The sequence below is a fragment of the Streptomyces sp. cg36 genome, assembly GCF_041080675.1.
GTDB lineage: Bacteria > Actinomycetota > Actinomycetes > Streptomycetales > Streptomycetaceae > Streptomyces.
Map to the genome: position 1 here is coordinate 1,575,037 of NZ_CP163520.1, position 25,107 is coordinate 1,600,143.

Consider the following 25,107-nt stretch of genomic DNA (forward strand, 5'->3'; position numbering starts at 1 on the left):
CCTGAGCCCTCCCGCGCGTCCGCGCTGATCAAGACCCCCGATGGCCAAGTGCCGTTGGGGGCCTTTGGTGTTCCGTCACGTTCAGTTGCCATCCAGTCGGCAAACTGGTCTCGATGTAGGCAAATGTCCGATTCACTCAGAGCTAGCTGGCGAGAAGCTGGGCACTTTCCGTGATCGCGGGTAGATGTCGGCTGCGGGGGCCCCTGCCCTACACCGCGCCGTTAAGAACCGCTCGCACCTCGGGTACATCGTCGTACTCAGCAAGCCGGGCCAGCACCACCCGTACACGCTCTGCCGTCCGCTCGCTGGCCACGTCCACAGATAGCGAGATCACCCGTTCCGCTGTTGCCGCCGCTTCCTCGGGCTCGTTCGCGTCGGCGTAGGCAACGGCCAGCCATGAGAGGTAGAGCGCGAGTTCCCGCGTATGCGTGGCGTCGTACCGGCTCAGCACGTCACGGAGCAGAGGAACAGCGCGAAGCGGCCGCCGAATTTCGGTGTAGACCCTGGATTCCATGATTTGCAGTTCCCTGACGTCTACCCAATACAGATAGGCGGGTTCCTCGAATTCGCCACTGTCTGAGTTCAGCGCTTCCGACGCCTCCCCTAGGGCCCGCATTGCATGCTGCGCATTCTCGGTTCCGCCCGCTCTTGTGTGGGCCCATGCAACTCGATCAAGGTAGAGCGCACGGGCTTTCGGCGGAGCGTCCGGCCCGGCCCCATAGAGTGCAGCGCAAGCAAGATCAACTCCCTCCAACTCTCTTCCTGTATTGCTGAGTTGGTAGGCAAGCGAACCCGCGAGATTCCCGGCAAGGGTACTGTCCTCGGCTTGTGTCGCCGCGCTGAGTCCTAGCCGGTAGATCCGTTCCGCCTCGGCGTGCTGTCCGGCGTCACTCGCAATCCAACCGGCAATCTGCGACAACTCACCGATTTGCCGTAACAGTTGACGACCCACCTCCCCTGTGTGGGCACCCTCGCGGTACAACTGAACGGCCGACCGCAGTTCCCGCAGCGCAGGGCGGATGAGGTCACCTCCGGCTAATACGTCGTCGGCCAGCCGCAGGCCGTGCACCCGCTGCTGTAGGTCGTCTACCTGACCAATGCCGACACGGCGGCCCTCACGGGCGCTGAGAGGGGCTAGCGGGTCCCCCTCGGGCAAGTAGTCGGCCAGGGTCGGCAAAGGCGGCTCAGTGGGCGTCTGGGGCCCCGTGAGGGCTTCCGGCTCCACCCCGAGGGCGGCAGCAAGGAATGGCAGCCATTCGCGGGGCGTGCGCTTCCCAATCTCCCATCGGCTGATCTCCTGACGGCCGACCGGTTCGCCCTGGATGCCAGCAACGCGACAGACCTCCCGCGCTAGGCGCGCTTGGCTCCACCCGAACCGTTCCCGTTCGCGCCGGATGTTGGCCCCGATCGTGGTTCCCATGGGGTCAGTCTGGCCGACACCTGGCCTACACGGGGCCGCTAGTCGGCATCGCTTTGCGGCAGGACGATCAAGGCTCGCTAGATTCGAGGGGACGGCGATAAGCGATGGCCCACAACTGGGCCCCCACACAGGGGCGGTACGCAGTCGACACAGCGGACGGCCGGACCGGAGAGGTACGGCGCCTGTACGAGGCCAGCGTGTACCTGGTCCCGCCCGGCGGGGGTGCCGAATGGGCCGCACCGCCCGAGCGCCTCCGCGAACCGACCATGCACGAGATGCGCTTGGCGCGCGTGTGGTCCACGCCGGTCCGGTCGAAGTGATGGGGGCCCCGTGGGTTCCCGATCCCGGCGTGATCGTCAAGGACACAGCGCGCGGACGCCTCGGCAAGGCCATCGCATGGGACGGCGAGACACGCACGGTCACGCTGGTGCCGCCGGACGGCAACGGGCCCCTCTGGGAAGCCGCCGCATTCCGCCCCGCCAACGAGTCGAAGGAACGGCCATGACCATCCGCAGCACACTGCGCGCTGTCGTCTACAAGGTGCAGCGCCACCCCGACAGCGAACTCACCCTCGCGGCCCGATGCACGTCCCGCACTGAGGGCCGCTGTCAATGGATGCTGCACGCGACGGCGGACCTCAAGGCCGGGAGCGACGCCATGCTTCAGCACACCGCCGAGACAGGCCACGCAATCTTCATGCGCACCGTGCGGGACATGGCGGTTGTGGTGCTTGATAACGCCCAGGAGCAAGAACGGCGGGCGCAAGCCAACCGGCTCGAACGGGCAACCGCCGAGGAACACGCGCGAGCGGCCCGCCCCTGAGACTCCCGGTCCCTGGCGGCCCACTGCCCGCAGTACTCGCCCCTGCTACGGATGGCACGGCGCGCGAGAGGCAGTGGGACCCCGTACCGCCGGGGGTCGGGGCAAGACGCCCGTCCCGGTAAGTGGTTGAGGTCCATTCCGCCGGGACGGGCCACTCACACAGCCAAAGCCTGAAGGAGTCAGACGATGAGCACTGCCCAAAACCCTTTGAAGTTCGCGTGGTTAGAGATCACCGGACTGTGCAATGAGTTCTGCGATCACTGCTACGCCGACTCTTCTCCGAAGGGAACGCACGGCATGATGACCAAACACAACTGGGCAAGCACTATTGACCAGTTGGCAGACATTGGCGCGGAGGATGTCCAGTTCATCGGTGGAGAGCCCACGTTACATCCGAACCTCCCGGAACTGATTGAGCACGCCCATGCGCGGGGGCTGGGTATAGAAGTTTTCTCGAACCTCACCCACATTCGCTCCCACCTGTGGAAGACGTTCATAGAGTGCAGGGTCAAACTCGCCACGTCTTACTACTCGGACACAGCCGAACAACACGACGAAGTAACCCGACTTCGAGGCTCGCACAAGAAGACCCGCGCGAACATCAAGAAGGCACTTGAGCTGGGTATCCCGCTGCGCGGCGGAGTCGTTACGGTGCGGCCGGAACAACGGGCCCGCCAAGGACTTCAAGACCTCTTAGACCTTGGGGTGGAACAGGTTGGCGGCGACCGCACACGCGCATTCGGACGGGCAAGCAAGGGGGCTGTACCGGCCATCAACGATCTTTGCGGACACTGTGCCCACGAAAAGTGCGCGATCGGCCCGGACGGAGCCGTATGGCCGTGCGTTTTGGGTCGGTTCCTGGTTCTCGGAAACATCAGGGAGACCCCACTCGCCAAAATCTGGGGCGGTAAGCAGATGACGGAGGTAGCGGCCAAGATCACCAGCGTGCATGGGGAAGGAGTCAGCGCGTGTGCTCCGCCGCAATTCCTACCCATGTGTGGTCCGTGTGGTCCGTGCGTTCCCTCGGTCGGTCACTGTGACCCCAGGGAGGCGGACAGCACGGCTACGATCGGCTCGCCCGCCTAACACCCCGAGGCTCACCAGGGAGTACGCATATGCACGATCACGGCGACGATTTCGGCCCGTGGGGTACGGACGGCAACACCAGCGCCGTACAGCGGACCGAAGAGGAGTGGGCCACCATCGCCCGGTACATCCGGCATGCCGCCAACAAGATCGGCCCTGATCTTCCGCTGTGCCTCCCTGGTGAGCCCCAGCAGTGCGGGCGGACCGCTCAACAGCATGTATTGGCGTGGTCGGCACACCTGAAGGCGGCAGCCCATCACCTGATTGAACAGGCCACCCCCAGCAGGGAGCGGGGGGCTCACGTTGCCGGGACCGTATTCCAACGGCGCCTAGCTGAGTTGCGAGACCAGAGCACCCGCGCCCACGCTCATCAGTGAGTTTTGCCCCGATTCGCGCTTCACTCGCGCCGACCGGGGCTCTCTCGCGTTTCAGCAGGTCAGAACGGCTTAGGGGGGTGTGCAACACGCCGAGGGCCGCTACCGGCTGATGCCGGGGATCATCGAGGCGCTGCGCGACCGCGCCAACCCGTTCTCCATCCTCACCAAGGGCACCTTGATCCTGCGCGATCTGGAGCTGCTGCGGCAGGCGTCCGAGGTGACCCACGTCGGGGTCTGCGTCTCGGTGGGGTTCACCGACCACGCCCTGTGGCGCACGGTCGAGCCGGGCACGCCCGCGCCCGAGCGGCGGCTCGACGTGGTGCGCGCCCTCACGGACGCGGGCATCGGCTGCGGGGTGCTGATGGCTCCGGTCGTCCCGTTCCTCGGCGACCACCCCGACCAGCTGCGCGCCACCGTCCGCGCGATCGCCGCCTCCGGCGCCACCTCGGTGACCCCGCTGGTGCTGCATCTGCGGCCGGGGGCGCGCGAGTGGTACATGGCGTGGCTGGCCGAGCACCATCCCCAGCTCGTGCGGCGGTACGAGCGGCTGTACGCGGAAGGCGCCTACGCGCCGAAGTGGTACCAGCGCCGGATCACCCGCCAAGTGCACGACCTCGCGGCCGAGTTCGGCATCGGCCCGGCGCACCGGGGCGCGGCCCGGCGCATTCCGCCGGGCGAACGCCCGCTGCCCGCCGGGCCCACCCAGCTCACCCTGCTCTGAGGGCCGGTCCCGGGCCGCCCGCTCCGGCGCGCCGCGCTGCGCGCGCCCGCCGCGGCCGAAACTCGCTGCCCGATTGTCCGTGGCATGGGCCAGGATGGGCGCATGACTTCGCTCACGCACATCGCCACCCCGGACGGCGTGGCCCCCGGTGTCAACTACAGCCATGTGGTGTGGGGCACCGGCCGGTTCGTCGCCCTGTCCGGCCAGTGCGCCCTGGACGAGAAGGGCGCCGTCGTCGGCGAGGGCGACCCGGTCGCCCAGGCGCACCAGGTCTTCGAGAACCTGCGCCGCTGCCTGGAGGCCGCCGGGGCGACCTTCGACGACGTCATCAAGATGACGGTGTTCGTCACCGACATCGCCCTTCTGCCCGCGATACGCGAGGCGCGCGACGCCCATCTGACCAACGGCCGCCTCCCCGCCACCTCGGCGGTCCAGGTCGCCGCCCTGTTCCGGCCCGAACTCCTGATGGAGATCGAGGCGTTCGCGGTCGTGGCGGACCGCTGAGCATGCCCGCCGATCCACAGCTGTCCGTACGGGAGATGACCGAGGCCGACTGCGAGGCGGTCGCCCTCGCGCGGGTGTCGGGCTGGCGGGCCGCCTACCGCGGGCTGATACCGCAGGCGCACCTGGACGGGATGAGCGTGGCGCGCGACGCCGAGCGGCTGCGCGAGCGCGTGGCGCGGGGCGACGGGTCGGTCGTCCAGCTCGTCGCCGAGCGGGCGGGCGAGGTCATCGGCTGGGGCTGCTGCGGGCCGTACCGGGAGGGCGGGGGCGTCCACCGGACGGACGGCGAGCTGTACGCGCTCTATGTGCGTCCCGAGCACTGGTCCACGGGCGCGGGACGGCTGCTCATGGACCGTCTGGTGGCGCGCGCGCAGTCCGACGGCTATCCGGCGCTGCGGCTGTGGGTGCTGGAGGGCAACGCCCGCGCCCGCCGGTTCTACGAGCGCGCGGGCTTCGCCCCGGACGGCGGCGCCGAGGACTTCGAGGTGGACGGGGTCGCCGTGCCCGAGATCCGCTATGCGATGCGTCTGAGCGCGACCGCCGCCGCCGAGGCCAGCCTCGGACGCGACAGCGCGGTCTCCAGCACCTGCACCGCGCGCTTGTCGCCGAGTTCGCCCAGCCCCTCGACGCAGGCCAGCGCCACCCGCCAGTAGGGCGTGTCCGGCGCGAGCAGCGGGCGCAGGGTGGTGATCAGCGCGGGGACGGACTCGGGGGCGCGCAGCGCGGTGAGCAGGCGCACCGGATGCAGGGCGTAGGCGGTGCGCAGGGTGTTGGTGGCGAGGGCGGCGGCGGCCCGCGCCGTGCGGGGGTCGCCGAGCCGGGCCAGCGCGTGCGCGGCCGAGACGCAGCGCTCCGGGTCGCGGTGGTTGAGCAGCAGCACCAGCGACTCGAAGGCGCGCCGGTCCCCCGCGCACCCCAGGCGGAACGCGGCGATCTCGCGTGCCCACAGCGGCCGTTCGCGCTCGATGAGCACGGCGGCGAGTGCGTCGTGGTCCCCGGTGGCGAGCAGCCGCCGGTACTCCCGCTGCGCGTCCGGGGCCCGCGCCTCGTCCCGGAGCCGGTCCGCGAGGGACCGGAGCTCGTCGTCCATGCGGGCAGCGTAATGGCCCGGCCGCGCCCGGGGGCGAGCCAGATCACATCGACCGGTTCGGCGGGACCTCTGGCGCGCTCGTTACCCACGAGTTAATCTCAAGTGAGCGGGTACCCCCCGCGACTCGGGCGGCCTGGTGACGCAGCCGCCGCGAGTGCTGGTCGGTTCGGCAGTACCACGACCGGATCCCGGGACAGGGTCCGTCGGCTCTCAGGCTCTCTGCACCACGACACACAACTCCCGCACGCCGTGCGCCCGTTGGCGTACCCGCAGCTCCCGGCCCCGGGCCCCGGGGCCGGCCGCGTGCGCCCTCTCCTCAGTCGTCACTCACCCTGGAGTCCCGTGATGGACACCCCCCTGAACACCGTCGCCGTGGTCGGTCTCGGCACCATGGGCACCGGCATCGCCGAAGTGCTCACCCGCGCGGGCCGCGAGGTCATCGGCATCGACGTCAGCGAGCGCGCCGCCCGGCGGGCCGTGGCCGCGCTGGAGGCGTCCACCGCCCGCGCCGTCACCCGTGAGCGCCTCACCGAGGAGGAGCGGCGCGACGTCCTGGCCCGGTTCCGGACCTTCACCGACCTCCAGGCCGCGGCCGAGGCCGAGCTGGTCATCGAGGTCGTGCCCGAGTCGTACGAGCTCAAGCAGCAGGTGTTCGCCGCGCTGGACAAGATCGTGGCGCCCACCGCGATCCTGGCGACCGGCACCAACGCCCTCTCGGTGACCCGGCTCGCCGCCGAGTCGGCGCACCCCGAGCGCGTGCTCGGACTGCACTTCTTCAACCCGGCCCCGGCCATGAAGCTGGTCGAGGTGGTCTCCTCGGTGCTGACCGCCCCGCCCGCCGTGGAGGCGGTCACCCGGCTCGCCCTGGACCTCGGCAAGGAGCCGGTGGCGGTCGGCGACCGGCCGGGCTTCGTCGCCGACGGGCTGCTCTTCGGCTACCTCAACCAGGCCGCCGCGATGTACGAGTCGAAGTACGCCTCCCGCGAGGACATCGACGCCGCGATGAAGCTGGGCTGCGGACTGCCGATGGGCCCGCTCGAACTGCTGGACCTGATCGGCATCGACACCGCCCGCACGGTCCTGGAGGCGATGTACACCGACTCGCGCGACCGGCTGCACGCCCCCGCGCCGATCCTCGGCCAGCTCGCCGAGGCGGGCCTGACCGGCCGCAAGTCGGGCCGCGGCTTCTACACGTACGAGGGTCCGGGCAGCGCCGTCGTGGTGCCCGACGCCCAGACGCGCTCCACCGCCGCGGGCACCACCGTGGGCCGGGCGGTCGCCTCGGTCGGGGTGGCCGGTTCGGGCACCATGGCCTCCGGCATCGCCGAGGTGTTCGCCAAGGCCGGGTACGACGTGGTGCTGGCCGCGCGCGGCCAGGAGAAGGCCGAGACGGCCAAGGCCCGGATCGCCAAGTCGCTGGCCCGCTCGGTCGACAAGGGCCGGATGAGCGCCGAGGCCCGGGAGCGGACGCTGGCCCGGATCGTGCCGGCCGGCTCGCTGGACGCCTTCGCCGAGGTCGACCTGGCGGTGGAGGCCGTCGCCGAGGACCTGGGGATCAAGCAGCAGCTGTTCGCCTCCCTGGACAAGATCTGCAAGCCCGGCGCGGTGCTCGCCACCACCACCTCCTCGCTGCCGGTCGTCGCCTGCGCCCGCGCCACCGCGCGCCCGCAGGACGTCATCGGGATGCACTTCTTCAACCCGGCCCCGGCCATGAAGCTGGTGGAGATCGTCCGCACGGTGCTGACCTCGGACGAGGTGCACGCCACCGTCCGCGAGGTCACCGCGAAGATCCGCAAGCACCCGGTGGACTGCGGCGACCGGGCCGGGTTCATCGTGAACGCGCTGCTCTTCCCGTACCTCAACAACGCGATCAAGATGGTCCAGGAGCACTACGCCTCGCTCGACGACATCGACGCGGCGATGAAGCTGGGCGGCGGCTACCCGATGGGGCCCTTCGAACTCCTCGACGTGGTCGGCCTGGACGTCTCGCTGGCCATCGAGAAGGTGCTGCACGCCGAGTTCCGCGACCCGGGGCTCGCGCCCGCCCCGCTCCTGGAGCATCTGGTGGCGGCCGGGTGCCTGGGCCGCAAGACGGGCCGTGGATTCCGCGAGTATGCCCGCCGCTGACCCCTGGGGCTCCCCCGCGCAGCCGCCGGGGGAGGGCTGGGGCGGGCTGCTCGAACCCTCGGGCGGTCCGCCCCCGCGAGCGCGACTTCCTGCACATATGCAGTACGTTCGGTCCATGCCCCAGCCCGCTTCCTCCTCGAAACGGCCGACCCGAGCGTCCGCCGCGCCCGACGCCCCGGAAAGTGCCGCCGGCAGCCGCGCGGCGGCACAGCGGCTCAAGATGCGCCGCGAGCTCGCCGCCGCGGCCATGGAGCTCTTCTCGGCCAAGGGGTACGAGGCCACCACGGTCGACGAGATCGCGGCCCGCGCCGGGGTCGCCCGCCGCACCTTCTTCCGCCACTTCCGCTCCAAGGAAGAGGCGATCTTCCCCGACCACGACGACACCCTGGTGCGGGCGGAGGCGGTGCTCAACGCCGCTCCCGCGCACGAGCATCCGCTGGACACCGTGTGCCGGGGGATCAAGGAGGTCATGAAGATGTACGCGGCCTCCCCCTCGGTCTCCGTGGCGCGCTACAAGCTGACCCGCGAGGTGCCGACCCTGCGCGAGGCCGAGATCGCCTCGGTGGCCCGCTACGAGCGCCTGTTCACCCGCTACCTCCTGGGCCACTTCGACGAGCACGAGCACCACGCCGGCAACGACGACCCGCTGCTGGCGGAGGTGGCCGCCTCGGCGGTCGTCACCGCCCACAACCACGTGCTGCGGCGCTGGCTGCGGGCGGGCGGGCAGGGCGATGTGGAGACCCAGCTCGACCACGCGTTCGCGATCGTCCGGGAGACCTTCGGCTCCGGCATCGGCGCCGGGCGCACCGCCCGGCCGAAGGCCGCCGCCGCGTCGGTCTCCACCGCCGACGAGGTGCTGGTGGCGGTGGCCCGGACCGACGCGCCGCTGGACGAGATCATGCAGTCGATCAAGAAGGCGCTGCGGCAGCGCTGACCCGTCCGTCGGCCGCGCCGCCGACCCGTCCGCCGAACTGTCCGAAACACCGAGGCCCGTCCCCGTCCGGGGGCGGGTTTCGGCGTTCCGGGGGCGGTGTTCGATCGATCATCGCTCATTCGTGCAGGTCATTACGCAATTGAGAGAAATTGTTGGCACGCAGTGTCTTGCCGACTGGCACCGCGTGCCATACGTTGATGTTGTCCGGGCGGCCGGCGTGCAGAGACCCCTCGTACGCCGGCTGTCCCCGCAAGTCCCTCCCGGGCCCGCCCCGGGGACCCGGCTCGCGCGCCCGGACGCCTGCGTCACAGGCAACCCTCCCGCGCCACCAAGCGCTGCCACAGCACCACCTCCGCCGAACCGACGGCACACCTCACACCAGCAGCAGCACCGACGTTCCCCGCCGCGTCCCCGGACGCACCCCCGAGCTCTCCACCCAGCTCGACCTGGGGAGACCCCAAACCGCCGGAGGCAACACCGTGAAGGAAATCCTGGACGCGATCCAGTCGTCGGAGACCACCTCCGCCGACTTCGCCGCTCTGCCGCTCCCCGACTCGTACCGTGCCGTCACCGTGCACAAGGACGAGACGGAGATGTTCGCCGGGCTCGCCACCCGGGACAAGGACCCGCGCAAGTCGCTCCACCTCGACGACGTGCCGGTCCCCGAACTCGGCCCGGGCGAGGCCCTGGTGGCCGTCATGGCCTCCTCGGTCAACTACAACTCGGTGTGGACCTCGATCTTCGAGCCGCTCTCCACGTTCGGCTTCCTGGAGCGCTACGGCCGGGTCAGCGAGCTCGCCAAGCGCCACGACCTGCCGTACCACGTGATCGGCTCCGACCTGGCGGGCGTCGTGCTGCGCACCGGCCCCGGCGTCAACGCCTGGAAGCCCGGCGACGAGGTCGTGGCGCACTGCCTCTCCGTCGAGATGGAGTCCAGCGACGGCCACAACGACACGATGCTCGACCCCGAGCAGCGGATCTGGGGCTTCGAGACCAACTTCGGCGGACTGGCCGAGATCGCCCTGGTCAAGTCGAACCAGCTGATGCCCAAGCCCGACCACCTCTCGTGGGAGGAGGCGGCGGCGCCCGGTCTGGTCAACTCCACCGCCTACCGCCAGCTGGTCTCGCGCAACGGCGCCGGCATGAAGCAGGGCGACAACGTGCTGATCTGGGGCGCCAGCGGCGGCCTCGGCTCCTACGCCACCCAGTTCGCGCTGGCCGGCGGCGCCAACCCCATCTGTGTCGTCTCCAGCGACCAGAAGGCGGACATCTGCCGCTCCATGGGCGCCGAGGCGATCATCGACCGCAACGCCGAGGGCTACAAGTTCTGGAAGGACGAGCAGACCCAGGACCCCAAGGAGTGGAAGCGCTTCGGCAAGCGCATCCGCGAGCTGACCGGCGGCGAGGACATCGACATCGTCTTCGAGCACCCCGGCCGCGAGACCTTCGGCGCCAGCGTGTACGTCACCCGCAAGGGCGGCACCATCACCACGTGCGCCTCCACTTCGGGGTACATGCACGAGTACGACAACCGCTACCTGTGGATGTCCCTGAAGCGCATCATCGGCTCGCACTTCGCCAACTACCGCGAGGCGTGGGAGGCCAACCGCCTCATCGCCAAGGGCAAGATCCACCCCACCCTCTCCAAGGTCTACGGCCTGGAGGAGACCGGACAGGCCGCCTACGACGTGCACCGCAACCTGCACCAGGGCAAGGTCGGCGTCCTGGCGCTCGCCCCCCGCGAGGGCCTGGGCGTCCGCGACCACGAGCTCCGCGCCAAGCACCTCGACGCCATCAACCGCTTCCGCAACATCTGAGCACGGAGCGACACATGACTGAGCGCCAGAAGGACCGGCCCTGGCTCATGCGGACGTACGCCGGTCACTCGACGGCCGAGGCGTCCAACGAGCTCTACCGGCGCAACCTCGCCAAGGGCCAGACCGGTCTCTCGGTCGCCTTCGACCTGCCGACGCAGACCGGCTACGACCCGGACCACATCCTCGCCCGCGGCGAGGTGGGCCGGGTCGGGGTCCCGGTCTCCCATCTCGGCGACATGCGGCGGCTGTTCCAGGAGATCCCGCTGGAGCAGATGAACACCTCGATGACGATCAACGCCACCGCGATGTGGCTGCTCGCCATGTACCAGGTGGTCGCGGAGGAGCAAGGTCTCGACAAGGAGGCCATCACCCGGCTCCAGGGCACGACGCAGAACGACATCGTCAAGGAGTACCTCTCGCGCGGGACGCACGTCTTCCCGCCCGGCCCGTCGCTGCGGCTGACCACGGACATGATCACGTACACGGTCAACCACATCCCCAAGTGGAACCCGATCAACATCTGCAGCTACCACCTCCAGGAGGCGGGGGCCACCCCGGTCCAGGAGATCTCGTACGCGATGTCCACCGCGATCGCCGTGCTCGACGCGGTGTCCGCCTCCGGGCAGGTGCCCGAGGACCGCAGGGGCGAGGTGGTGGCCCGGATCTCGTTCTTCGTGAACGCGGGCGTCCGGTTCGTCGAGGAGATGTGCAAGATGCGCGCCTTCGGCCGCATCTGGGACCAGGTCACCCGCGAGCGGTACGGCATCGAGAACGCCAAGCAGCGCCGCTTCCGCTACGGCGTCCAGGTCAACTCCCTCGGGCTCACCGAGGCGCAGCCGGAGAACAACGTCCAGCGGATCGTGCTGGAGATGCTGGCCGTGACGCTCTCCAAGGACGCCCGCGCGCGGGCCGTCCAGCTGCCCGCCTGGAACGAGGCGCTCGGGCTGCCGCGCCCCTGGGACCAGCAGTGGTCGCTGCGCATCCAGCAGGTCCTCGCGCACGAGAGCGACCTGCTGGAGTACGAGGACATCTTCGCCGGGTCGCACGTCATCGAGGCCAAGGTCGACTCGCTGGTCCAGGAGTGCCTGGCCGAGATCGAGCGGATCCAGCAGATGGGCGGCGCGATGGCGGCCGTCGAGTCCGGCTACCTCAAGTCGCAGCTGGTCTCCTCGCACGCCGAGCGCCGGGCCCGGATCGAGGGCGGCGAGGAGAAGATCGTCGGCGTCAACTGCTACGAGTCGACCGAGCCCAACCCGCTCACCTCCGACCTGGACACCGCGATCATGACGGTGGACCCGGCCAACGAGGCGCGGGTGGTGGCGAAGCTGCACGAGTGGCGCGACAACCGGGACGAGAACCGGGCCTCGGAGGCGCTGGCCGCGCTGAAGAAGGCCGCCGCCGGGACCGAGAACCTGATGGCCGCGACCCTGGAGTGCGTCCGCGCGGGCGTCACCACCGGCGAGTGGTCCTGGGCGCTGCGCGACGTCTTCGGCGAGTTCCGGGCCCCCACCGGCGTCTCGTCCGCCCCGGTCGCGGTGCCGGCCGAGGCGGGCACACCGCTGGCCCTGGTGCGCGAGAAGGTGACGCGCACGGCCGAGGAGCTGGGCGCGGGCCGGCTGCGCCTGCTGGTGGGCAAGCCGGGCCTGGACGGCCACTCCAACGGGGCCGAGCAGATCGCCGTACGCGCGCGTGACGCCGGTTTCGAGGTGGTCTACCAGGGGATCCGGCTCACCCCCGAGCAGATCGTGAACGCCGCCCTGGCGGAGGATGTGCACTGCGTGGGCCTCTCCATCCTGTCCGGCTCGCACGCCGAGCTGGTGCCCGACGTGCTGGTCCGGCTGCGCGAGGCCGGCGCCGTCGACATCCCGGTGATCGTCGGCGGGATCATCCCGCCGGCCGACGCCGAGGAGCTGTGCGCGGCGGGCGTGGCCGCCGTCTTCACCCCGAAGGACTTCGGTATCACGGAGATCATCGGCCGTATCGTCGACGAGATCCGGAAAGCGAACAAGCTCGACCCTCTGGAGGTCCCCGCATGACTGTGAACCGTCTCCGCCCGCGCCGTTCGTGCCTCGCCGTCCCGGGCTCGAACCCGCGCTTCCTGGAGAAGGCGCAGGGGCTCCCCGCCGACCAGGTCTTCCTCGACCTGGAGGACGCCTGCGCGCCGCTCGCCAAGCCGGAGGCCCGGCACACCATCGTGAAGTTCCTGAACGAGGGCGACTGGACCGGCAAGACCCGGGTCGTACGGGTCAACGACTGGACCACCGAGTGGACCTACCGCGATGTCGTGACCGTCGTCGAGGGCGCGGGCCACAACCTCGACTGCATCATGCTGCCCAAGGTCCAGAACGCCGAGCAGATCGTGGCGCTGGACCTGCTGCTCACCCAGATCGAGAAGACCATGGGCTTCGAGGTCGGCAAGATCGGCATCGAGGCGCAGATCGAGAACGCCCAGGGCCTCAACAACGTCAACGCGATCGCGCAGGCGTCCCAGCGGGTCGAGACGATCATCTTCGGCCCGGCCGACTTCATGGCCTCCATCAACATGAAGTCCCTGGTCGTGGGCGAGCAGCCGCCCGGCTACCCGGCCGACGCGTACCACTTCATCCTGATGAAGATCCTGATGGCGGCCCGCGCCAACAACCTCCAGGCTATCGACGGCCCCTACCTCCAGATCAAGAACATCGACGGCTACAGGGCGGTCGCCCAGCGCGCCGCCGCCCTCGGCTTCGACGGCAAGTGGGTGCTGCACCCCGGCCAGGTCGAGGCGTCCAACGAGGTCTTCTCGCCCTCCCAGGAGGACTACGACCACGCCGAGCTGATCCTGGACGCGTACGAGTACTTCACCTCCGAGGCCGGCGGCAAGAAGGGCTCGGCGATGCTCGGCGACGAGATGATCGACGAGGCCAGCCGCAAGATGGCGCTGGTCATCTCGGGCAAGGGCCGGGCGGCCGGCATGCAGCGCACGTCGAAGTTCGAGATCCCGGAGGCGTAACCCATGCAGTTCGGCCGCACCTACGAAGAGTTCACCGTCGGGGCCGTGTACAAGCACTGGCCCGGGAAGACGGTCACCGAGTACGACGACCACCTGTTCTGTCTGCTCACCATGAACCACCACCCGCTCCACCTGGACGCCAACTACGCCGAGAACACCACCGACTTCGGCAAGAACGTGGTGGTGGGCAACTACATCTACTCGCTGCTGCTGGGCATGAGCGTCCCGGACGTGTCCGGGAAGGCCATCGCCAACCTGGAGATCGAGTCGCTGCGGCACGTGGCGCCGACCTTCCACGGCGACACGATCTACGGCGAGACGACGGTCCTGGACAAGACGCCCTCGAAGTCGAAGAGCGACCGCGGGATCGTGTACGTCGAGACCAAGGGCTACAAGCAGGACGGCACCCTCGTCTGCGTCTTCCGGCGCAAGGTGATGGTCCCCACCGAGACGTACATCAAGGAGCGCGGCGGCGAGCAGCCCGGCCGCCCGGCCGTCTCCCACCACCGCCCTCAATCGACGCCCCTTCAGGGCGGCGGCGCCGATTCGCAGCCCAAGTCGCAGGAGAAGTAGCCATGGCCCGTCTCGCCCAGACCGCCGGTCTGACCGACGTCCAGCAGGAAATCCTGGCCACCGTCCGGGACTTCGTCGACAAGGAGATCATCCCGGTCGCGACCCGGCTGGAGCACGAGGACGAGTACCCGACGCAGATCGTCGAGGGGCTCAAGGAGCTCGGCCTGTTCGGGCTGATGATCCCGGAGGAGTACGGCGGCCTGGGCGAGTCGCTCCTGACGTACGCGCTGTGCGTCGAGGAGATCGCGCGCGGCTGGATGTCCGTCTCCGGCATCATCAACACGCACTTCATCGTGGCGTACATGCTCAAGCAGCACGGCACCCAGGAGCAGAAGGACACCTTCCTGCCCCGGATGGCGCTGGGCGAGGTGCGCGGCGCGTTCTCGATGTCGGAGCCCGCGCTGGGCTCGGACGTGTCGGCGATCACGTCCAAGGGCGTCAGGGACGGCGACGAGTACGTCCTGAACGGCCAGAAGATGTGGCTGACCAATGGCGGAACGTCATCGCTCGTGGCCGTTCTGTGCCGGAGTGACGAAGGACACCCCGAGGGGACCGCGCCCCACAAGTCGATGACGACCTTCCTGGTGGAGAAGGAGCCCGGCTTCGGCGAGGTCCGGCCCGGCCTGACCATCCCGGGCAAGATCGACAAGATGGGCTACAAGGGCGTCGACACGACCGAACTGGTCATGGACGGACTGCGCATTCCGGCCGATCGCGTGCTCGGCGGGGTCACCGGCCGAGGGTTTTACCAAATGATGGACGGCGTGGAGGTCGGACGCGTCAACGTCGCGGCCCGTGGCTGCGGCGTCGCTCAGCGTGCATTTGAGCTGGGTGTCTCCTATGCCCAACAACGTCATACTTTCGGCAAGGCGATCGCCCAGCACCAGGCGATTCAGTTCAAGCTGGCCGAGATGGCTACCAAGGTCGAGGCCGCTCATGCCATGATGGTCAACGCAGCACGCAAAAAGGACTCGGGAGAACGAAACGACCTCGAAGCGGGGATGGCGAAGTACCTCGCCTCCGAATACTGCAAGGAGGTCGTGGAGGACGCCTTCCGCATCCACGGCGGCTACGGCTTCTCCAAGGAGTACGAGATCGAGCGCCTGTACCGCGAGGCGCCGATGCTGCTCATCGGTGAAGGTACCGCCGAGATCCAAAAAATGATCATTGGGCGTCGGCTTCTCGAAGAGTACCGATTCCAGGGTTGATTGCGGCTTTTGGGTCGGTTTGGCCGCGAAGTAGATCACACCCTGTAAGCGTTTTCTCAGGGCTTGCGGCCGACCGACTCGGCTTCTGGCTTTCCCAGTTGCGGCTCGCAACCGATAGCATCGCTGGTAAACCAGCCGCCGTCCCCCACTTGCCAGCGCGGCATCATCCGCTACGAAGGTCATCCATGCCCCACAGCCAAACCTCTGCACCTCGCGACGGTTTCCTCCAGGGACGTCTTGCCCGCGGAGCATCGCCGTGGCTTCTGCCGACCGTCGCCACCGCAGCCCTCAGCCTCGCCCGCGCGCGCCGCTCCGGCGCCGCCAAGGCCGTGGCCGTACCCGCCACCGCGCTCGCGGCGGGCATGCTGTGGTTCTTCCGCGACCCCGAGCGCGAGATCGCTACCGGGCGGGTCATCTCCCCCGCCGACGGCGTGGTGCAGAGCATCATGCCGTGGAAGGACGGACGCACCCGCGTCGCGATCTTCATGAGCCCGCTGAACGTCCACGTCAACCGCGCGCCCCTGGCCGGCACGGTGACGTCCGTCGAGCACGTGCCCGGCGGGTTCGTTCCGGCGTTCAACAAGGAGAGCGAGAACAACGAGCGCGTTGTCTGGCACTTCGACACCGAGCTCGGCGACATCGAGATGGTGCAGATCGCGGGTGCGGTGGCGCGGCGGATCGTCCCCTACATCCCCCAGGGCACCAAGGTGGAGCAGGGCGAGCGCATCGGTCTCATCCGGTTCGGCTCCCGCGTCGACATCTACCTTCCGGAGGGGGTCGAGGTCGCCGTCGAGGTCGGCCAGAAGACCACTGCGGGGGTGACTCGAATTGACCGTGATTGATCCGGACACCACCGACTGGGTGCCGGGCGCGGACGCCGACGACGACGCGGAGGAGATGCCCCTCTCCCTGCGGCTGTCGATAGCGGACACCCTCACGCTCGGCAACGCGACCTGCGGATTCATGGCGGTGTACTTCACCACCACCGGGATCCTCATCCCGCACCTGTCGGGCAGCGCCGAGACCGGCATGGCGCGGCACTCCGCCGCGACCGCCGTGATCCTGATGCTGCTCGCGGCGATCTTCGACCTCTGCGACGGCCTGGTCGCGCGGAAGCTGCGGAGCTCGCCGATGGGCGCCGAGCTGGACAACCTCTCGGACCTGATCAGCTTCGGGCTGGCCCCGGCGTACTTCGTGCTCGTGTACGGCATGGTCGCCGACGACGCCCACCAGCGCGTCGCGGCCGTGGCGGCGATCACGGTGCTGCTGGCGGTGGTGCTCAGACTCGCGCGGTTCTCCTGCGTGACGATGAAGGACGGCATGTTCCAGGGCATGCCGAGCCCCTTCGGTGCGCTGACCGTCGTCTCGATCGTGCTCCTTGAGCTGCCGTTCGTGCCGACGCTGCTCGCCGTCATAGGAGTGGCGTGGCTGATGGTCAGCCGGGTCGAGTACCCCAAGCCGCGGGGCATCCTCGCGGTGGCCATGCTCAGCTGGATCGTCGGGGCGATGGGGATGCTGGCGGCCTGGGCGTTCGACGCGCCGGGCGGGCAGCTGCTGCTCCAGACGGGCTGTGTGCTGCAGGTCGTGCTGGGTGCGGTGATTCCGCTGTTCGCCACGGCTCGCCGGGTGAACAGCATCCGCGACAACCGCCGCGAGGCGCGGGCGGCACAGCCGTAGCGCCTGACGGCGCGGTGTACGAGAAGGGCCCCGGACCGAACGGTCCGGGGCCCTTCTCGCGCCGCGCGCACGCCCCGTGCGCGGACCATCTGGGTCCGGGGGCCTCTCCACGGCGCGGACCGTGCGGGGTTGCTCGCGCAGTTCCCCGCGCCCCTAGGTACTCGGCGGCCCGGCCGGGTCCACAGCGCACCCCGGGCACCGGGTCCCGCCCCGGCCGCACGCCCCCAGGCACTCACCCCCGAACCCCAGGGGCGCGGGGAACTGCGCGAGCACCCCGCACGGCCCGCAGACGAACAAGCCCCTGCGACAGCACACCGGGCACGGCCGAGCACAACACACCCCCGAACCCCCAGGGGCGCGAGGAACTGCGCGAACACCCCACACGATCCGCAGACGAACGAACCCCTGCGGCAGCAGCCCACACGTGGCCGAGCGCGACACACCCGCACTGGCGTGAGCCACCCCGCACGGTCCGCGGACGACCGGCACCCCGCCGCAGACCGTGCGGGGACCGGTCAGGACAGGAAGTCGCGGGCGATCCTCTCCGCCGTGCGCTCCAGCAGCGGCCCCGCCCCGGCCATGCAACGGGCGGGATCGGGCTCCAGGTCCGTAAGGGCGTACGCGCGGCGGATTCCGGCCGCCCCCAGCGCCGACGGCGCCAGCGCGAGACGGCCGCAGACCGCGACGACCTCGATGCCGGCCGCGCGCGCCGCCGCGGCCACGCCCGCCGGCGCCTTGCCGTGCAGGGTCTGCTCGTCCAGCGACCCCTCACCGGTGATCACCAGCGTCGCCCGGGCCAGCGCGGGCGCGAAGCCCAGCACGTCCAGCATGACCTCGATGCCGGGCCGGAACCGCGCGCCCAGGGCCACCAGGGCGCCGTAGCCGATGCCGCCCGCCGCGCCCGCGCCCGGGGCGAGGGCGGCCTCGGCGGCCGGGGCGCCCAGGGACGCCTCCAGGACCTCGGCGAAGTGGCCGAGGGCGAGGTCGAGGGCGGCCACGTCCTCGGGCGTGGCGCCCTTCTGCGGCCCGTACACCGCCGGCGCGCCCTTGGGCCCGGTCAGCGGGTTGTCCACGTCGCTGGCGAGCACCAGGTCGACCGAGGCGAACCGGGGGTCGAGGCCGGAGAGGTCCGCCGTCGCCAGCGCCGCCAGCGGGCCGCCGCCGGGCGCCACGGGCTCGCCCGCCGCGTCCAGGAAGCGCGCGCCCAGCGCCGCGAGCATGCCCGCGCCGCCGTCGGTGGTGGCGCTGCCGCCCACCCCGAACACGATCGTGCGCGCCCCCGCGTCCAGCGCGGCCAGCAGCAGCTCGCCGGAGCCGTACGTGGTGGCGGTCAGCGGGGCGAAGACGCCCGCGGGCAGGTGCTGGAGGCCGGACGCCTCCGCCATCTCCACCACGGCGACCCCGTCCCGTACCGCGAAGGCCGCGGCGACCGGGGTGCCGAGCGGGCCGGTGACCCGGGCCTCCCGGCGGTCGAACCCGGCCGCGATCGCCGCCGCGACCGTGCCGTCGCCGCCGTCGGCGACCGGCAGGGTCTCCACCGGCAGACCGGGGACGACCCGTCGCAGCCCGGCCGTCACCCGCTCCGCGACCTGTACGGCCGTGAGCGAGCCCTTGAACTTGTCCGCCGCGACGAGCACGCGGGCGGTCTCCAAAACTGCTCCGTCCGTCACCTTGCTAATCCCTTGCTTTCGAACAGGCAGTCGCGCCGCTGCCGACCCTATCCGCCGCGCGGGCCCCTGCCCATAGGCGTCATGCACGGCGGGACGGCGTGCCACCCCACGAAACCTCCATATCGCGCACCATAGTGGGGCGGCATGAGCACGGATTCGATCGATCATTCCGGCCCCGGCGACCCGCCCGCCGCCACGCAGGACCCGGCCCCCGACCTGACCGTCGTGGCGATCGGGGTGGGCGCGGTGGCGGCGGTGGTCGCCTGGGCCGCGCTCGGCAAGGACTCCTTCGACAGCGCCTCCAGCACCGCCCTGGCCTGGGTGCTCGCCAATTTCGCCTGGCTGTTCGTGATCGCCGCCGACACCTTCCTGGTGCTCTGCGTGGTCCTGGCGATCAGCCGGTACGGGCGGATCAGGCTCGGCGCCGACGACTCCGAGCCCGAGTTCACCAACCTCGCGTGGATCGCGATGATGTTCAGCGCGGGCATGGGCATCGGCCTGATGTTCTACGGGGTGGGCGAGCCGCTCACCCACTATCTGGCCCCGCCGCCCGCGAGCGGCGCGGCCCCCCGCACCGGCGACGCGGCCCGGGTGGCGCTGGAGTACTCGTTCTTCCACTGGACGCTCACCCCCTGGGCGATCTACGGCATGGCGGGCCTGGCCCTCGCGTACTCGGGCTTCCGCAAGGCGCGCGGCAACCGGCTCTCCGCCGCGTTCACCCCGCTGATCGGGGCCCGGCGCGCCGACGGCTGGCCGGGGCGCTGCATCGACCTGCTCGCGGTCTTCGCGACCGTCTTCGGCACCGCGACCAGCCTGGGCCTGGGCGCGCTCCAGGTCTCCAAGGGCCTGAACATCACGGCGGGCGTCGACGACTCCACGGCCACCGAGCTGATCATCATCGCCTCGCTCTCCGCCGCCTTCGTGCTGTCCGCGTTCTCCGGGCTGCACAAGGGCGTGAAGTGGCTGTCCACGCTGAACATCGTGCTCGCCGCCGCCCTGATGCTCTTCGTCTTCCTGCTCGGCCCGACCGTGTACGTACTGGACACGGTCCCCGCCTCCGTCGGCGGCTATCTGCACGAGCTGCTGCCGATGGCCAGCCGCACCGGCGCCTTCACCGACCGCGTCTGGCTCGGCGCCTGGACGATCTTCTACTGGGCGTGGTGGCTGTCCTGGGCCCCGTTCGTGGGCACCTTCATCGCCCGCATCTCGCGCGGCCGGACCGTCCGGGAGTTCCTGATCGGGGTGCTGCTCGTGCCGAGCGGGGCGACCGTGCTGTGGTTCTGCGTGATGGGCGGGACCGCGATCCGGCTGGACTCCACCGGCACGGCGGACCTCGCGGCCAAGGTGAAGGACGGCGCCGAAGCCTCCCTCTTCGCGATGCTGGACGCGCTCCCGATCGGCACGGTCACCTCGTACCTGGCGATGGCGCTGGTCATGACGTACTTCATCACCAGCGCCGACTCGGCCTCGCTGGTGATGGGCTCGCTCACCAGCCGGGGCGCGCTGCACCCGCCGACCTGGCTGGTGGTCCTGTGGGGCGTGCTGATGGCCGGGGTGGCGGCGGTGCTGCTGGTCGCGGGCGGCCTCCAGTCGCTCCAGACCGCGACGATCCTGGTGGCGCTGCCGTTCGTGGTGGTGATGCTCGGGCTGTGCTGGGCGCTCCTGAAGGAGCTGCGCGAGGACCCGGGCGCGGGCCCCGCGCGCGGTCACGCGCTGCACGGGGTGCGCGACGCGGTGCGGGCGATGGTGGGCGACGCGCTCACCGAGCAGGGCCCGGCCCGCCACCACCGGCTGCGGCGGGCCGCCAAGTCCCGTACGGGGGAAGACGGTTCGGGCACGCCGGAGGCATGAGCCGCGACGGCCGCGGTCCCACAGGGTACGGGCATCCCGCCCGTACCCTGTGGGGCGTGACGACCGATGACTACGCGCGCTACATCGCCGGCCTGCCCCGCGTCCTCGCCGCCGCCGCGATGCTCCTGCGCGACGAACGGGGCCGGGTGCTCCTCGTCGAGCCGAACTACCGGGAGGGCTGGGCGCTGCCCGGCGGGACGGTGGAGTCCGACCACGGCGAGTCGCCGCGCGGGGCCGCCCGCCGCGAGACCCTGGAGGAGATCGGGCTGGACCTCGCGCCGGGACGGCTGCTGGCGGTCGACTGGGTGCCGGGCGCGGGCCGCCCGCCGCTGGCCGCCTACCTGTACGACGGGGGCGTGCTCGGCGAGGGGCGGCTCAAGGAGATCCGCCTCCAGGAGGAGGAGCTGCTGTCCTGGCGGCTGGTGCCGCGCGAGGAGATCACCCGGTACCTGCTGGGCGGGCTCGGCCACCGCGTCCTCGCCGCGCTCGACGTGCTGGCGATGAACGCGGGCACGGTGGAGCTGGAGGGCGGGCGCCCGGTGGGCTGAGCCCCCGCGCGCCCGCACGGGGATCCGGCCGGGACACGGACCCGCCCCGGCCGGATCCCAATCCGGCAACTCTGCTGCCGGACAGGCCCGTTGGCACCACAATGTCCCCGTGCCGCCATACGACTTCATGGAATTCGCCCTGGCCGACGGCGCCCGGGTCAGAGTCGAGCTCGCCCCCGTCGGCGAGCCGGAACCCGCCGCCGAGGCGGAGGGCGCAGTCGCACCCGATCTGCCGGGCGGGGTCGGCGGGGTCACGCCCGTCGGACGCGGCGCGCGCGTCTCCGCGCTCGCCACCGACGCCCTGCGGGCCGTGCTGAGCCCGCTGGGGCCCGTCCTCCAGCAGGTGCACGACTCGGTGCGGACCATCCCCGACCCGCCCGACTCGCTCTCCGTCGCCTTCGGCCTCCAGATCGGCCAGGACCTCAAGCTCGGCATCGTGGGGGCCAACGGGCAGGCGAGCATGACCGTGTCGGCCACCTGGCAGCTGCGGCCCGGCGGCAACTGAGCCGTGGGCTGGTTCAAGGCGCCGGACGACGGCGCGTCGGGGGACGCCCGGGGCTCACTGGTGCGCGTGCTCTCCGCGGACCGGGGACGGACCGCGGGCGCGGGCGTCTACCTCTCCGGCCGCAAGCTGCTCACCTGCGCCCACGTCATCAACGCGGCGCTCGGCACCCGCATGCTGAGCCCGCGCGACCCGGGCGCGGTCACCCTGGACGTCTCCTTCCCGGCGCTGACCGCCGACTCCCGGCAGGCCCGGCTGGTGGCCTGGGTGCCGCCGCGCGCCGCGCACCACCCGGGGCCGGTGGCCGACGGCTCCCTGGAGTGGGGCGGCGACCTGGCCGTACTGGAGCTCGACGAGGCGCCGCCGCCCCCGGTCCGCCCGGTGCGCTGGCTGGACATGCGGGCCGGCCAGCTGGTGCGCGCCTGGTACGGCGGCGGGCAGCCGTTCAGCTACGCCGACGTCCAGGTCGGGCTCTGCGACGGCCGGATCGGCTATCTCGACGGGCCGCTGTCGGGCGCGGCCGTCGACGAGGGGTACAGCGGCGGCCCCCTGTGGTCACCGGCCGACGGGGCCGCGGTGGGCCTGGTGATGGGCCGGATCACCGCGCCCGGCGGCCCGCTGGACGCCCAGCACACCCTGCGCCGCAGCTGGGGCCTGACCTGGCAGTCGGTCCGCCAGGAGCTGGCCCGGGTCGGGGCCGACCCGCACCCGGGCGCGGGCCCCGGCGGCCCGGCGGACGACAACTCGGTGCGGGACATGATGATGGGCCCGCTGCACGCCCTGCTGGGCGACCCGACCGTGCGCACCGCCCACTGCACGGCGCTCGGCGCCGCCCTGGGGCTGCGCACCCGGGCCGACGGGACCGCGCCCTCGGTGGAGGAGCTGGCGCAGCTGCTGTGCACGGCCGAGCGCGCGCTGCCGACGCTCGCCGAGTCGCTCGCCGCCACCCTGACCGACTCGCGCAGCCGCGCCCAGCTGGACCGGCTGCTCACCCTGGGCCGCCTCACCGAGGCGTCCGGGCTGCTGTCGGTGGCCGAACACCGCACGCTGGTGGCCAAGTTGCACCATCTGACCGGCGCGGACCCGGGGCTGCTGCCGAGGGCGGCGACGGCGGCGCTGCCCTATGTGGACCTGCCGCGCCCGCTGGCCGCCGCGCGCCTGGCCCCCGACGACGTGGCCGGGGCGGTGCGCGCGCTGGAGGGGTGGCCCGGCGACTGCTCACCGGTGCCGGACGAGACACCGCGGCTGCCCGCGCTGCTGCGGGTCGTCGAGTACGTGGCGGCGGAGACCGGCGGCATCGGCTGCCAGGCACTCCAGGACTGGAGCGCGCAGGTCGCCGCCCGGCTCGGGGTGCACGCCTCGGCCCTCGGCGAGCGGCGGGCGGACGCGGCCCGCTGGTCGGACCGGTCGACCGGGACCGGCGCCCGGGTCCTGGTGGAGCTCAGCCGCCACCCCAAGGACCCGGCCGAGCACTACCGCTGCTCGGTGTGGCGGATGCGCGCCGACGGCACCGCCGCCCGCACCGGCGTGGAGGCCGAACGGCCGCGCACCGGACGGGAGATCGCCCGGCTGGTACGGGAGGTGGCGGGCGGCAGCGAGGCCGCCGGGCAGGGCGTGGCGATGGTCGCGGTCTCGGTCGCCCCGGACGCGCTGCACCTGCCGGTGGACGAGTGGGACGGGGCGGGCCCCGACGAGTACGTCCAGGCGCCGCTGGGCGAGGACTTCCACCTCGTCCTGCGCTGCCCGCAGATCAGACGCCGCTCGCGCACCGGCGCGGGCGACCTGAAGCGCCGCTGGAGCGCCCGCCACCGGGGCGAACCGCTCGTCGCGGACGACCGGATCCGCGACGAGAACGAACTCGTCGCCCTCCTCAAGACAACCCATCGGGACACCGCCCGCGTCCTGTTGGTGGGGCCTCCCGCGGGCCGCAGACAGCTGGTGCACTTCTGTCTGGCCATGGGGGTGCCGATCGTCCTGTGGGACCGCGCCGCCGGGGAGCGGGGCGAGGCGGCCCCGGGCGACCCCCGGCACGGCCCGGATCCGCACGGTCCGGTCGACGAACTACCGGAGAAGGTACGGCACTTCAGGGTCCGGGCCTACATGGATCCCCAGGTGCCCGCGCGTCCCGCACTGGTGTGGGAGGACGCGGGGCTGCCGCTCCCCGACGAGCTCCGGCTCGCCGACCCGGCGGCGGGCACCGCCCACCCCTCGGAAGGAACGGATCAGGCGATATGACTCAGGACGACGGGTGGCGGCTGTTCCGCGGCGACCGCACGCCCCGGGAGGTCGACTTCCCCCAGGCGCCGCCGTGGCGCCAGTTCGCGGGCGCCGACGCGGCCGGGCACCGGGTGCGCCACCGCCCGTACCTGATCGGCCGCACCGAGGCCGACGTGGTGAGCGCCGCGCTGCACCTGCGCCGCCCGCTGCTGGTCACCGGGCACCCCGGGACCGGCAAGTCGTCCCTGGCGCACGCCGTGGCGCACGAGCTGCGGCTCGGCCCGGTGCTCCAGTGGCCGGTCAACAGCCGCTCGGTCCTCAAGGACGCGCTCTACGGGTACGACGCCATCGGGCGGCTGCGCGAGACCCATCTGCGCCGGGAGCACGACGCCACCGAGCCCGACATCGGCACCTTCGTGCGCCTGGGGCCGCTGGGCACCGCCCTGGTGCCGCGCGCCCGGCCGCGCGTCCTGCTGGTCGACGAGCTCGACAAGGGCGACGTGGACCTTCCCAACGACCTCCTGACGGTGTTCGAGGAGGGCGAGTTCGAGATCCCGGAGCTGTCCCGGCTGCCCGAGGCGCAGTCCGAGGTGGAGGTGCTCACCCACGACCCCGAGGGCGGCCGGGTCACGGTGACCCGGGGGCTGGTGCGCTGCCGGGAGTTCCCGGTGGTGGTGATCACCAGCAATGGCGAGCGGGACTTCCCGCCCGCGTTCCTGCGGCGCTGCGTCCGGCTCAACCTGCCGGATCCGGACGAGGAGCGGCTGCGCGACATCGTGGCCGCGCACCTGGGCGACGGGGCGCTGAGCAACGTGGACGACCTGCTGTACGCGTTCCTGAACCGCCGGGCGCCGGGCGAGCTCGCCACCGACCAGCTGCTCAACGCGGTCTTCCTGCGCAAGGGAGGGGTGAACCTCAACGCCGAGGGCCTGCTGGACGCGGTGCTGCACCGGCTCGGCGGGACGGTGTAG

The 25,107-nt window shown here is 71.2% G+C and carries 21 protein-coding genes and 2 pseudogenes; 20 read left to right on the plus strand and 3 right to left on the minus strand.

Going from position 1 to position 25,107, the window contains the following annotated elements:
• Positions 1–208 precede the first annotated feature (208 nt).
• Positions 209–1,420: a helix-turn-helix transcriptional regulator gene (locus tag AB5J87_RS07025; RefSeq protein ID WP_369375153.1), complete on the minus strand. Its 1,212-nt coding sequence runs from the start codon at positions 1,418–1,420 to the stop codon at positions 209–211.
• A 349-nt stretch (positions 1,421–1,769) separates the two neighbouring features.
• Between AB5J87_RS07025 and AB5J87_RS07030 the strand changes: the two genes are divergently transcribed.
• The 6 genes and pseudogenes from AB5J87_RS07030 to AB5J87_RS07055 all read left to right on the plus strand — a co-directional run.
• The gene (locus AB5J87_RS07030) at positions 1,770–1,925 is read left to right on the plus strand and encodes a hypothetical protein (RefSeq protein ID WP_369375155.1); all 156 of its coding nucleotides are present in this window, start codon (positions 1,770–1,772) and stop codon (positions 1,923–1,925) included.
• Entirely contained in the window at positions 1,922–2,242 is a 321-nt protein-coding gene (locus AB5J87_RS07035) for a hypothetical protein (protein WP_369375157.1), read from the plus strand. The genes AB5J87_RS07030 and AB5J87_RS07035 overlap by 4 nt, the downstream gene beginning before the upstream one ends.
• 186 nt (positions 2,243–2,428) lie before the next feature.
• Complete coding sequence (locus AB5J87_RS07040) at positions 2,429–3,328, plus strand: radical SAM protein (protein WP_369375159.1); 900 nt, start codon at positions 2,429–2,431, stop codon at positions 3,326–3,328.
• A gap of 465 nt (positions 3,329–3,793) precedes the next feature.
• A pseudogene (locus AB5J87_RS07045) lies at positions 3,794–4,426 on the plus strand (radical SAM protein); the annotation flags it as partial.
• 102 nt (positions 4,427–4,528) lie between these two features.
• Positions 4,529–4,930, plus strand: coding sequence for a RidA family protein (locus tag AB5J87_RS07050; RefSeq protein WP_369375161.1), 402 nt, complete (start codon positions 4,529–4,531; stop codon positions 4,928–4,930).
• 131 nt (positions 4,931–5,061) lie between these two features.
• A pseudogene (locus tag AB5J87_RS07055) lies at positions 5,062–5,418 on the plus strand (N-acetyltransferase family protein); the annotation flags it as partial.
• Positions 5,419–5,444: 26 nt separating this feature from the next.
• Here the strand turns inward: AB5J87_RS07055 and AB5J87_RS07060 are convergent.
• Positions 5,445–6,020, minus strand: a complete 576-nt coding sequence (locus tag AB5J87_RS07060; RefSeq protein ID WP_369375163.1) for a HEAT repeat domain-containing protein — start codon at positions 6,018–6,020, stop codon at positions 5,445–5,447.
• Positions 6,021–6,365: 345 nt separating this feature from the next.
• Here AB5J87_RS07060 and AB5J87_RS07065 point away from each other — a divergent pair, with 345 nt between their 5' ends.
• The 9 genes from AB5J87_RS07065 (at position 6,366) to pssA (ending at position 17,348) form a co-directional block, all read left to right on the plus strand.
• Entirely contained in the window at positions 6,366–8,147 is a 1,782-nt protein-coding gene (locus AB5J87_RS07065) for a 3-hydroxyacyl-CoA dehydrogenase family protein (protein WP_369375165.1), read from the plus strand.
• Between the two features lie 97 nt (positions 8,148–8,244).
• Complete coding sequence (locus AB5J87_RS07070; protein ID WP_369375167.1) at positions 8,245–9,081, plus strand: TetR family transcriptional regulator; 837 nt, start codon at positions 8,245–8,247, stop codon at positions 9,079–9,081.
• 479 nt (positions 9,082–9,560) lie between these two features.
• On the plus strand, positions 9,561–10,898 hold the full coding sequence (gene ccrA / locus AB5J87_RS07075; protein ID WP_369375169.1) for a crotonyl-CoA carboxylase/reductase: 1,338 nt from the start codon (positions 9,561–9,563) through the stop codon (positions 10,896–10,898).
• A 14-nt stretch (positions 10,899–10,912) separates the two neighbouring features.
• Complete coding sequence (locus AB5J87_RS07080; RefSeq protein WP_369375171.1) at positions 10,913–12,934, plus strand: protein meaA; 2,022 nt, start codon at positions 10,913–10,915, stop codon at positions 12,932–12,934.
• Positions 12,931–13,890, plus strand: coding sequence for a CoA ester lyase (locus AB5J87_RS07085; RefSeq protein WP_369375173.1), 960 nt, complete (start codon positions 12,931–12,933; stop codon positions 13,888–13,890). The genes AB5J87_RS07080 and AB5J87_RS07085 overlap by 4 nt, the downstream gene beginning before the upstream one ends.
• Before the next feature lie 3 nt (positions 13,891–13,893).
• Positions 13,894–14,463: a MaoC family dehydratase gene (locus AB5J87_RS07090; RefSeq protein WP_369375175.1), complete on the plus strand. Its 570-nt coding sequence runs from the start codon at positions 13,894–13,896 to the stop codon at positions 14,461–14,463.
• A 2-nt stretch (positions 14,464–14,465) separates the two neighbouring features.
• Positions 14,466–15,671 carry an acyl-CoA dehydrogenase family protein gene (locus AB5J87_RS07095; protein ID WP_369375177.1) on the plus strand — a complete coding sequence of 402 codons (1,206 nt, stop codon included), beginning with the start codon at positions 14,466–14,468 and terminating at the stop codon, positions 15,669–15,671.
• A 185-nt stretch (positions 15,672–15,856) separates the two neighbouring features.
• On the plus strand, positions 15,857–16,513 hold the full coding sequence (locus AB5J87_RS07100; RefSeq protein WP_369375179.1) for a phosphatidylserine decarboxylase: 657 nt from the start codon (positions 15,857–15,859) through the stop codon (positions 16,511–16,513).
• Positions 16,514–16,532: 19 nt separating this feature from the next.
• The gene (gene pssA, locus AB5J87_RS07105) at positions 16,533–17,348 is read left to right on the plus strand and encodes a CDP-diacylglycerol--serine O-phosphatidyltransferase (RefSeq protein WP_369383389.1); all 816 of its coding nucleotides are present in this window, start codon (positions 16,533–16,535) and stop codon (positions 17,346–17,348) included.
• 515 nt (positions 17,349–17,863) lie between these two features.
• Here the strand turns inward: pssA and AB5J87_RS07110 are convergent.
• Positions 17,864–19,018 (minus strand): glycerate kinase, encoded by a 1,155-nt coding sequence (locus tag AB5J87_RS07110; RefSeq protein WP_369375181.1) that lies wholly within the window; start codon positions 19,016–19,018, stop codon positions 17,864–17,866.
• Positions 19,019–19,162: 144 nt separating this feature from the next.
• Between AB5J87_RS07110 and AB5J87_RS07115 the strand changes: the two genes are divergently transcribed.
• The 5 genes from AB5J87_RS07115 (at position 19,163) to AB5J87_RS07135 (ending at position 25,107) form a co-directional block, all read left to right on the plus strand.
• The gene (locus tag AB5J87_RS07115) at positions 19,163–20,869 is read left to right on the plus strand and encodes a BCCT family transporter (RefSeq protein WP_369375183.1); all 1,707 of its coding nucleotides are present in this window, start codon (positions 19,163–19,165) and stop codon (positions 20,867–20,869) included.
• A 56-nt stretch (positions 20,870–20,925) separates the two neighbouring features.
• Entirely contained in the window at positions 20,926–21,417 is a 492-nt protein-coding gene (locus AB5J87_RS07120) for an NUDIX domain-containing protein (RefSeq protein WP_369375185.1), read from the plus strand.
• 109 nt (positions 21,418–21,526) lie between these two features.
• Positions 21,527–21,922, plus strand: a complete 396-nt coding sequence (locus AB5J87_RS07125; protein ID WP_369375187.1) for a CU044_2847 family protein — start codon at positions 21,527–21,529, stop codon at positions 21,920–21,922.
• Between the two features lie 3 nt (positions 21,923–21,925).
• Positions 21,926–24,154: a trypsin-like peptidase domain-containing protein gene (locus AB5J87_RS07130; protein WP_369375189.1), complete on the plus strand. Its 2,229-nt coding sequence runs from the start codon at positions 21,926–21,928 to the stop codon at positions 24,152–24,154.
• A complete protein-coding gene (locus AB5J87_RS07135) occupies positions 24,151–25,107 on the plus strand; it encodes an AAA family ATPase (protein ID WP_369375191.1) in 957 nt (318 codons plus the stop codon). The genes AB5J87_RS07130 and AB5J87_RS07135 overlap by 4 nt, the downstream gene beginning before the upstream one ends.